At 70.7% G+C, this 8,504-nt stretch carries 9 protein-coding genes; 4 read left to right on the top strand and 5 right to left on the bottom strand.

Annotation, left to right across the window (positions count from 1 at the left end):
- Nucleotides 1-856 (top strand): isochorismate synthase MenF (locus JWP54_RS03235; RefSeq protein WP_297367135.1); only part of this gene is annotated, 856 nt, incomplete at its 5' end.
- A 96-nt stretch (nt 857-952) separates the two neighbouring features.
- On the opposite strand, the gene menD is transcribed toward JWP54_RS03235, so the two are convergent.
- Together menD and JWP54_RS03225 are read right to left on the bottom strand one after the other, a co-directional pair.
- Nucleotides 953-2,743: a 2-succinyl-5-enolpyruvyl-6-hydroxy-3-cyclohexene-1-carboxylic-acid synthase gene (menD, locus tag JWP54_RS03230; protein ID WP_297367132.1), complete on the bottom strand. Its 1,791-nt coding sequence runs from the start codon at nt 2,741-2,743 to the stop codon at nt 953-955.
- Nucleotides 2,709-3,146, bottom strand: coding sequence for a PLD nuclease N-terminal domain-containing protein (locus tag JWP54_RS03225; RefSeq protein ID WP_297367129.1), 438 nt, complete (start codon nt 3,144-3,146; stop codon nt 2,709-2,711). The genes menD and JWP54_RS03225 overlap by 35 nt, the downstream gene beginning before the upstream one ends.
- 69 nt (nt 3,147-3,215) lie before the next feature.
- On the opposite strand from JWP54_RS03225, the gene JWP54_RS03220 reads away from it, so the two are divergent.
- On the top strand, nt 3,216-3,524 hold the full coding sequence (locus JWP54_RS03220; protein WP_297367125.1) for a DUF4229 domain-containing protein: 309 nt from the start codon (nt 3,216-3,218) through the stop codon (nt 3,522-3,524).
- 90 nt (nt 3,525-3,614) lie between these two features.
- Here JWP54_RS03220 and JWP54_RS03215 read toward each other — a convergent pair whose 3' ends face one another.
- The 3 genes from JWP54_RS03215 to JWP54_RS03205 all read right to left on the bottom strand — a co-directional run bounded on the left by JWP54_RS03215 (nt 3,615) and on the right by JWP54_RS03205 (nt 6,787).
- Nucleotides 3,615-4,505 (bottom strand): 1,4-dihydroxy-2-naphthoate polyprenyltransferase, encoded by an 891-nt coding sequence (locus JWP54_RS03215; RefSeq protein WP_297367151.1) that lies wholly within the window; start codon nt 4,503-4,505, stop codon nt 3,615-3,617.
- 217 nt (nt 4,506-4,722) lie between these two features.
- The gene (locus tag JWP54_RS03210; protein ID WP_297367122.1) at nt 4,723-5,868 is read right to left on the bottom strand and encodes an AMP-binding protein; all 1,146 of its coding nucleotides are present in this window, start codon (nt 5,866-5,868) and stop codon (nt 4,723-4,725) included.
- 7 nt (nt 5,869-5,875) lie between these two features.
- Nucleotides 5,876-6,787, bottom strand: a complete 912-nt coding sequence (locus JWP54_RS03205; protein WP_297367120.1) for a 1,4-dihydroxy-2-naphthoyl-CoA synthase — start codon at nt 6,785-6,787, stop codon at nt 5,876-5,878.
- A 242-nt stretch (nt 6,788-7,029) separates the two neighbouring features.
- On the opposite strand from JWP54_RS03205, the gene JWP54_RS03200 reads away from it, so the two are divergent.
- Both JWP54_RS03200 and JWP54_RS03195 read left to right on the top strand, forming a co-directional pair.
- Nucleotides 7,030-7,392: a hypothetical protein gene (locus JWP54_RS03200; protein ID WP_297367117.1), complete on the top strand. Its 363-nt coding sequence runs from the start codon at nt 7,030-7,032 to the stop codon at nt 7,390-7,392.
- The gene (locus JWP54_RS03195) at nt 7,389-8,480 is read left to right on the top strand and encodes a sigma-70 family RNA polymerase sigma factor (RefSeq protein WP_297367114.1); all 1,092 of its coding nucleotides are present in this window, start codon (nt 7,389-7,391) and stop codon (nt 8,478-8,480) included. Before JWP54_RS03200 ends, JWP54_RS03195 begins: the two co-directional genes overlap by 4 nt.
- Nucleotides 8,481-8,504: the final 24 nt, after the last annotated feature.

Below are 8,504 nucleotides of genomic sequence, written 5' to 3'. Positions count from 1 at the left end.
CCCCGAGATTCCGCTCGCGCTGCATCCGCTCGGCAACGAGTACCGCATCTCCCTGCTGCCCGGCGCGTTGAAGCCCGACGGTTATCGCGACGCTGTGGTCGCCGCGGTGGCGCACATCGGCGCCCGGGACGTGAGCAAGGTGGTGCTGGCGCGCGACCTGGTCGGCCGGCTTCCGGCCGAGAGCGACCTGCGTCGCGCCCTGACCGAACTCGCGCTGGGCTATCCGGACTGCTGGACCTACGCCGTGGACGGCCTGGTGGGCTCGAGCCCGGAGACGCTCATTCGCGCCGACCACAACGAGGTCAACGCCCGGGTGCTGGCCGGCACCATCTCCCGCGGGGCGGATGCCGCAGCCGACATCGAGGCCGCCCTCGCCCTGGCCACGTCCAGCAAGGACGGCGACGAGCACGAGTTCGCGGTGCAGAGCGTGCTGGCGGCGCTCCGGCCGCACACCTCGGTGCTCACGACGAGCGAAATCCCGTTCACGGTGAAGCTGCCCAACCTGTGGCATCTGGCCACCGACCTCGAGGGCACTTTGAGCGACGGGTCCACCTCGCTGGACCTGATCGCGGCGATGCACCCGACCGCGGCGGTCGCGGGCACTCCCACGCAGGACGCGCTCGCGCTCATCCGCGAACTCGAACCCTTCGACCGGGGCCGGTACGCCGGCCCGGTGGGCTGGGTCGGCGCCGACGGCGACGGCGAGTGGGCCATCGCGCTGCGTTGCGCGCAGGTCTCCCCCGCCGGAGACGTCACGGCTTACGCCGGTTGCGGCATCGTCCTGGACTCCGACCCCGACCGCGAGCTGGCCGAAACCAAGATGAAGTTCCGTCCGATCGTCGAGGCCTTCGCCTAACCCCGTCGCAACTGTGCCCGTTGCGGACAATTGCGTCCGGTGCGCCGGGCACAATTGTCCGCATTGGCAACAGATGCCGGCCGCGAGCGGGCCGGCTCAGCGCGCGAGGGGAACTTCGACGAGAGTCGGGCGGGTGACCGGGGCGGTCAGGGCGGACTCGAGGGTGCTGCGGGTGGCGGCGCGCTGGTAGTCCCAGCCGTAGGCGGTGGCCAGCGCTTCGAGGTCGACCTGCTGGGGGGTGAACAGCACCCGGTCGATGGCCGATGCGGCGGCGGTGCCGGCCACCTCGAGCCCGTCGAAGATGGTGCCGCCGCCGTCGTTGCCCACGATCAGCTGCAGGCGCGGCCGCACCTCGCCCGGAGCGATCAGCATCGAGCCGGCGTCGTGCAGCAGGGTGATGTCGCCCACAAGCAGCCGGGTAGTGCCGGTGGACCGTGGCTCGGGCCCGGCCTGGCTGGCCACCGCGATGCCCAGGGCCGTGGCGACGGTGCCGTCGATGCCGGCGAGGCCGCGGTTCGCGTGCACGGGGATCTTCTTGCCGGTGACCCGGGTGTCCAGTTCGCGGATGAGCCGGGAGGCGCCGAGCACCAGCCGGTCGTGCGGCCAGGACGCGCGCCACACGGCGTCGGCGAGGATTGCCCGGGTGACCGGGGCCTTCATGGCGGCGAACTCGGCGCGGCTCATGCCGTGCGCACCGAAGGCGGGCGCGTCGAGCCGGGTGTCCGCGGCGAGGATGGCGCGGCTGGCCATCACCCATCGGCCCGCCCAGGCGCGCGCCTCGCGGGTGCCCGCGGCGGCGACCGTGTCGGCGCCGGCGGCGACGGCGCGCTCGAACCGGCGTACCCGGTGGCCCGGGTTGTACCACTCGGCACCGGTCGGGGCCACGACGATCGTCTCCACGTCCTCGCGCAGCACGAGCGCCGGCACCTCCCGGCTCAGGGTGGGGTGGCCGAACACGATGACCCGTTGCACCTGCCCGCCGAACTCCGCCTCGCCGAGCAGCTCGCGGTACGCCACCACGAGGTTCGGGCCGAACCGGGCGCCGCTGGACACCTCGGCCAGAAGCGGCCAGCCGGCCGTGCGGGCGAGCTCCTCGGCGCCCGGGCCCGCCCCGGCGCCGGCGACGATCACGGTGCGGGGGCCGGGGCCCAGCAGTGCTGGAGGGTCGACGACCGTCGCTGCGGCATCCGCTCGTTCGGCCGCCCCGTCTGCGGCGGGCGTCAGGGTGAGGGCGGCGGAGAGCGGTTCGCGGAAGGCCAGGTTGAGCTGCGCCGGTCCGGGGTTGCGGGTGCCGGCGCCCGTCGCGCTCTCGTAGGCGCGGTGCGCCAGGTCCGCCACCATGTCGGCCTCACCGGGCGCTCCGTCGGGGGCGGGCACGTCCTCACAGATCCGCACCGCGCCGGCGAAGATGCCGGGCTGCACGGTGGTCTGGTTCGAGCGGATGCCGCGCAACTCGGCCGGCCGGTCGGCCGTGAGCAGGACCATGGGCACCCCGGCGTGGTGCGCCTCGAGCACTGCGGGGTGCAGGTTCGCCACGGCCGTGCCCGAGGTGCAGACGACGAGGGCGGGCTGGCGGCTCTCGATGGCGAGCCCGAGCGCGAGGAAACCTGCGCAGCGTTCGTCGATGCGCACGTGCAAGCGCAGCAGGCCGAGGCGTTCGAATTCGGCCGCGGCCAGGGCGAGGGCCTGGGACCTGGAGCCCGGACTGAGCACCACATCTCGCACGCCGTGCCGCACGAATCCGGCCAGCAGGGCGACGCTGAAGTCGGTTGCGGGGCTACCGCTGGGCGCCGATTCTTCGAACAGGGCTGCCCGGTCAAGCGAGGATGTCGGGGCGGTCTCCGGTATCGCCTCAGGCATCCCGTCGGCCCGGCTGGTCACCCTCACCGGGGTCGGTCTTCTTCGGATCGACGCCGGCGATTCCGGGGCGTGCCGCCGGCCCGTCGTCGGGAGTGTCGGACTCGTCCAGGTCCGCGAGCTCCTTCTCGAGGTCGCGAATGCGCTGGTTCTCGGCCTTGGCCCAGTCCAGGCCGCGCAGGAAGTCAGGATCATCGTCCGGCGCCACCGACCGCATGACGCGGCCGGCCGCAGGGCCGGCGCTGGCGCGGCGACCACGCCCGATCAGCAGCCACAGCACGGGGCCGAGAATCGGGAGCAGGATGATCATGAAGATCCACACCCACCGGGGAACGCCGCGAATGCGGTTGCGGTCGAACACCGCGCAGTCCACCAACGTGTAGATGGTGAGAATGACGACTACGACTCCGAGGCCGAACAACAGGCGGAACATGCTGCAATTGTAAGCCGGTCAGCCGTGAGATCGGTGAGTGCGGTGTGACCCACGGTTTAAGCTGGGTGTATGAAAGCTTTTCCCGCCTGGTTGGTGTTCACGGTGCTCCGGGTCCTGATGTTCGTGGTCCCGTTCGTCCTGCTGCTCGTGCTGGGGTTCGAGGGCTGGTTGGCGGCGCTGCTGTCCGCCGTGATCAGCCTGTGCCTGTCCTACATTTTCCTGCGCAAGCCGCGAGAGTCCGTGGCCCGCGGGCTGTACGAGGTGCGCCACCGCGACAAGGAGCCGGTGCACCCGGACGCCGAGTCCGAGGACGCTGCGGTCGACCGCGCCAGCGCCGCCGCCGACCCGCGCACCGACGACCGCACCGGCCAGTCCTGACCGGGTCGCGGAGCCGCTGACTGTTCCCGAATCGGACAATTGCGGCCGGCACACCGGCCACAATTGTCCGCACGGGCAACAGTTGGCGCTTTACAGGGCGAAGGCCAGGCCCAGCGCGACGCCGTAGAGCAGGGCGGCCAGGCTGGTGAGCTTGAGTGCGAGGATCAGTTCCTTCGCCGTGGTTGCGGTGGCCACGATGAGGCTGGCAGGCAGTGCCAGCAGCAGCACGAACATGGTGAACCAGGCCAGCGGGTAGAACAGCGCGAAGAACGCGGCGACCACGAACGGCACCAGCAGGAACACGCAGAACACCACGCGGGATGCCCGCGCGCCGATCCGCACGGCGAGGGTGCGCTTGCCGGCGACCTTGTCCGGCTTGATGTCGCGCAGGTTGTTCACCATCAGCACGGCGCAAGCCATCAGGCCGATCGCCACGGCGCTCAGCCAGCTCTCCAGGTTGACGGTGTCCACCTGCACATACGTGGTGCCGGTGGTCGCGACCAGGCCGAAGAAGACGAAGACGAAGATTTCGCCGAGCCCCAGGTAGCCGTACGGTCGCTTGCCGCCGGTGTAGAACCAGGCCGCCACGATGGCCGCCGCGCCCACGACCAGCAGCCACCAGTGCTGGCTGACCACGATCAACGCCAGGCCCGCGACGGCCGCGACGCCGAAGAACACCAGCGCAACGGTGAGCACCGCGCGCGGCTTCGCCGCACCCCCACCGGTGAGGCGGGCCGGGCCCACCCGGTGATCGTCGGTACCGCGGATGCCGTCGGAATAGTCGTTGGCGTAGTTCACGCCGATCTGCAGGCTCACCGCCACCAGCAGGGCGAACAGGGCGCGCACCCAGTGGAACTCGCCACCGTCCCCGGCCACGACGGCCGCGCCGGTGCCGAGCGCCACGGGGGCGATGGCCAGGGGCAGGGTGCGCAGGCGTGCGCCCGAGATCCAGCCGCCGAGTCCCGCAGGGCCGCCGTGCACGACGCCGGCCGTCCCGTTCCGGCGAGCCGGGTTGCCGGACTTGGCCGCGTTCTGGGGCCGGGCGCTGTGCGGGGTGCCGGGCTTGGCGCCCACCGCGTTGGCGCTGCTCTGGGGGGACTTCTGCTGTTTGGGGCCGTTCGGCCGGGATCCATGTGCCACGCCTTCATGTTACTGGCCGCCGCCTCGAAGCAGTCGGTGCGGACGTGACGTCCGGAGCTCAGCTTCCGGCGACGAGCGCCAGGGCCTGCCGGTCCGGCTTGCCTGAGGGCAGTACCGGGATGGCCGGCACGGTGACGATCCGCGCGGGCCGGGCCGGGTTGCCGAGCGCCGCAGCGACCGCGACCCGCACGACGTCGAGGTCCGGTTCGGGGGTGTCAGGGCCGGCCAGCACCACAACGGGGACCTGGCCCCAGACCGGGTCGGTGGCGCGCACGACGACGGCCCCGCTGAGGCCGGGCAGGCCGCGTACCACGGTCTCGACGGCGTCGAGGGACACCTTCTCGCCCCCGGAGATGATCACGTTGTCGGCGCGGCCGGAGACGAGCACGGTGCCGTCCGCGGCCACGACACCCAGGTCACCGGTTCGGTACCAGCGGACGCCTTCTTCGTCGATGAACCTGTCCCGGGTCCGGTCCGCATCGTCCAGGTAGCCCTCGGCGAGCACCGAACCGCTGATCTCGAGCTGCCCGCCGACGGCGCGCACCACGGTATTGCCGATCGGCACGCCGTTGTAGACGCAGCCGCCGGCCGTCTCCGACGAGCCGTAGGTGCGCAGCAGCCGGATCCCGGCCCGCTCGGCGCGGTCGACCAACTCGGCCGAGACGGCCTGACCGCCGACCAGGATGCCGGTGAAGCGGGTGAGGGCCGCGAGGATGCCCGCGTCGCCGACCGCCGCATCCAGCAGCCTGGCCAGTTGCACGGGCACCAGCGACGTGAAGCGACGCGGGTGCTCGAGCCGCCCGGCATACTCGGCGAAAACGACCGGATCGAAGTGCCCGGGCGGCAGCAACACCGGCTCGGTGCCCGCCGCGATGGACCGCACGAGCACCTGCACCCCGGCGATGTAGTGCGCGGGCAGCGCGAGCAGCCATTGCCCGTCACCGCCGAGCGCCACGCCCGACGCCGCACTCGAGGACAGCAGCGCGTCGGTGCTGAGCATCACCCGTTTGGGCACGCCGGTGGAGCCCGACGTCTCGATCACCACGGCGACGTTGTGCGGCACCTGGCCTAACCGGTCACGGCCGGCCGGGGCCGGGGCCTCGGGTACCGGCAGCAGCGCCTCGTCGGTCGCGGACAGGGCCAGGCGCAACTCGGCCAGGAACTCGGCCGGGTCCCCCACCGGCAGAACGCGCACAGGCCTCACGGCTGGCCTAGAACTGCCAGGGGTACGGCGCCCAGTCGGGCTCGCGCTTCTCAAGGAACGAGTCCCGCCCCTCGACGGCCTCGTCGGTGCCGTAGGCCAGCCGCGTCGCCTCACCGGCGAAGATCTGCTGGCCGACCATGCCGTCGTCGACGGCGTTGAACGCGAACTTGAGCATCCGGATGGCCGTGGGCGACTTGGTCAGGATGGTGCGCGCCCAATCCAGCGCCTCGTTCTCCAGCTCGGCGTGCGGAACGACGGCGTTGATCGCCCCGATCGCGAGAGCACGCTCTGCGGAGTACTCGCGGGCGAGGAAGAAGACCTCTCTCGCGGCCTTCTGGCCGACCTGACGGGCGAAGTAGGCGCTGCCGTAGCCGCCGTCGAAGGAGCCGACATCGGCATCCGTCTGCTTGAATTTGCCGTGCTCGGCGCTGGCGATCGTGAGGTCGCACACCACGTGCAGGGAGTGCCCGCCGCCGGCCGCCCAGCCGGGCACCACGGCGATGACGACCTTGGGCATGAACCGGATGAGCCGCTGCACCTCGAGGATGTGCAGGCGACCGCCACGAGCCTTGTCGATGCCGCTCGCGGTCTCGCCGTCACCGTACTTGTAGCCGTCCCGGCCGCGGATCCGCTGGTCGCCGCCGGAGCAGAACGCCCAGCCGCCGTCGCGCGGGCTCGGGCCGTTGCCGGTGAGCAGCACCACACCGATCTGCGGGTTCGTGCGGGCATCCTCGAGCACGGCGTACAGCTCGTCCACGGTGTGCGGCCGGAACGCATTGCGCACCTCGGGGCGGTTGAACGCGACCCGGGCGATCCGCCCGGTGACGTCCTGGTGGTAGGTCACGTCCGTGAGCGCGTTGAAGCCGGGCACCGATCGCCACTGGCTGGGGTCGAAGATCTCTGAAACCTGTTCGGGCATAGCTCCAGACTACGCGGCAGCGCGCAGCTGAATTCGAACCCCTGCTTTCGGGGGCGGCTCGCGTTCGATCCCCCGCTTCGGGGGCCGTATTCGCTCCTCGGCAGGCTTCCAGGAGGAGTGATACCGCTCTCATAGATGAGCGGTCGTCATTTCTACATCCTCGGCTGGGCTCCCGTCAACCCCTTGAACGGCTCAATCGCCGGGCGGTGTACTTATCTCACCCGAAAGACCCGGAGGTGGTCATGTTTGACAACAGCCCCTCGGCACCCGACACCGCGTTACCCGAACACGCACCCGTCATCAGCGCCGACGCACAGCACCCGCTTTTCGCACACCACAGCACCCCTGTCCAGCTTCAGCCGATCCCGGCCGGCGTCGTCGCCGCCGACCCGGCGGAGGTTGAGATCACCGCCATCTCTGACACCGAGTGGCGCATCGCGGAACACGCGATCGAGCACGACGACCCGCACGCCCTGCTGGGATTCATCCAGGTCGTGGGCACTGCCTTCGAGGTCACCAGCCTCGGTCGTCCGCGGGAGCGGGCGTACTTCACCTCATTTGACCGCGCCACAGCCAGCCTTCGCCCCCGGGGGGTCCTCGCATGAGCACCATCGTTCACACCAATGACATCCGCACCACCGAACCGCGCACGGCGGCCACCCGCGCCCCGGCCGCCCGCACCGCACCGCGGCCGGCGACGACCACCGAGCGTCCCGAGCCGTCGACACCGACGCGCGCGCCATCGGCGGCGGCCAGCGCCGCAGCCACCTCCCGGTACAGCAGGGCTTCCACGGATGCCTTCGGCGACTACCTGCGCCGCATCGGCAAGGGCCCGCTGCTTTCCGCGGAGGACGAGGTCGACCTGGCCCGCAAGATCGAGGTGGGTCTGTTCGCTGAGGAAAAGATCAACCGCGCCGACGCCGACGGGAACCCGGTCAGCCCCGAGTTCAAGCGTGAGTTGATGACCCTGGTGTTCGAGGGCCGCCGCGTGAAGAACCACTTCATCGAGGCCAACCTGCGGCTGGTAGTGAGCATTGCCAAGCACTACTCCGGCCGGGGCGTGCCAATCATGGACCTCGTCCAGGACGGCAACATCGGCCTGGTGCGCGCCGTGGAGAAGTACGACTTCATGACGGGCTTCAAGTTCTCCACCTACGCCACCTGGTGGATCCGCCAGGCGATCCACCGCGGCATGGCCGACAAGTCGCGCATGATCCGCATCCCGGTGCACACGGCCGAGAAGCTCAACAAGATCAAGCGCATCCGCCGGGACCTCACCAGCACCCTCGACCGGGAGCCGACGCTCAAGGAGATCGCGGAGCTCTCCCAGATCGCGGTGCGGGACGTGTCCCGGCTGCTGCAGTACGACAACGAGCCTATTTCGCTGCACGCGCCCGTCGGCGACGGCATCGGGGACATCGCCGAACTGATCATCGACGACGACCTGCCGCAACCCGACGAGTGCGCCACCATCACCCTGCGGGCCGCGGACATCACGTTCTACCTGGACGCGCTCCCGGACCGGGAACGCTCCATCCTCACCGCACGATTCGGGCTCACCGGGGATGAGCCGCGCACCCTCGATCAGATCGCGGTTATCCAGGGCGTCACCCGGGAGCGGGTCCGCCAGATCGAGAAGCGAGCGCTGGCCCTCCTAAAGGTGCCACGACTCGAGCGCTATCTCAGGGACTAGGAGCGAGAACCGGCGTAGCGTGGC

Origin of the sequence: Cryobacterium sp. (assembly GCF_025463825.1) — a bacterium.
In the GTDB taxonomy this organism is placed as follows: Bacteria; Actinomycetota; Actinomycetes; order Actinomycetales; family Microbacteriaceae; genus Cryobacterium.
The sequence above is the reverse complement of the archived record's forward strand: the minus strand, read 5'-3'. Positions and strand labels throughout refer to the sequence as shown.

What these genes read in the sequence shown, in the direction of transcription:
- JWP54_RS03225 (WP_297367129.1), bottom strand. Translation starts at nt 3,146, where the DNA reads ATGTTCCGCCTGTTGTTCGGCCTCGGAGTCGTAGTCGTCATTCTCACC.
- JWP54_RS03195 (WP_297367114.1), top strand. Translation starts at nt 7,389, where the DNA reads ATGAGCACCATCGTTCACACCAATGACATCCGCACCACCGAACCGCGC.
- JWP54_RS03200 (WP_297367117.1), top strand. Translation starts at nt 7,030, where the DNA reads ATGTTTGACAACAGCCCCTCGGCACCCGACACCGCGTTACCCGAACAC.
- JWP54_RS03205 (WP_297367120.1), bottom strand. Translation starts at nt 6,787, where the DNA reads ATGCCCGAACAGGTTTCAGAGATCTTCGACCCCAGCCAGTGGCGATCG.
- JWP54_RS03220 (WP_297367125.1), top strand. Translation starts at nt 3,216, where the DNA reads ATGAAAGCTTTTCCCGCCTGGTTGGTGTTCACGGTGCTCCGGGTCCTG.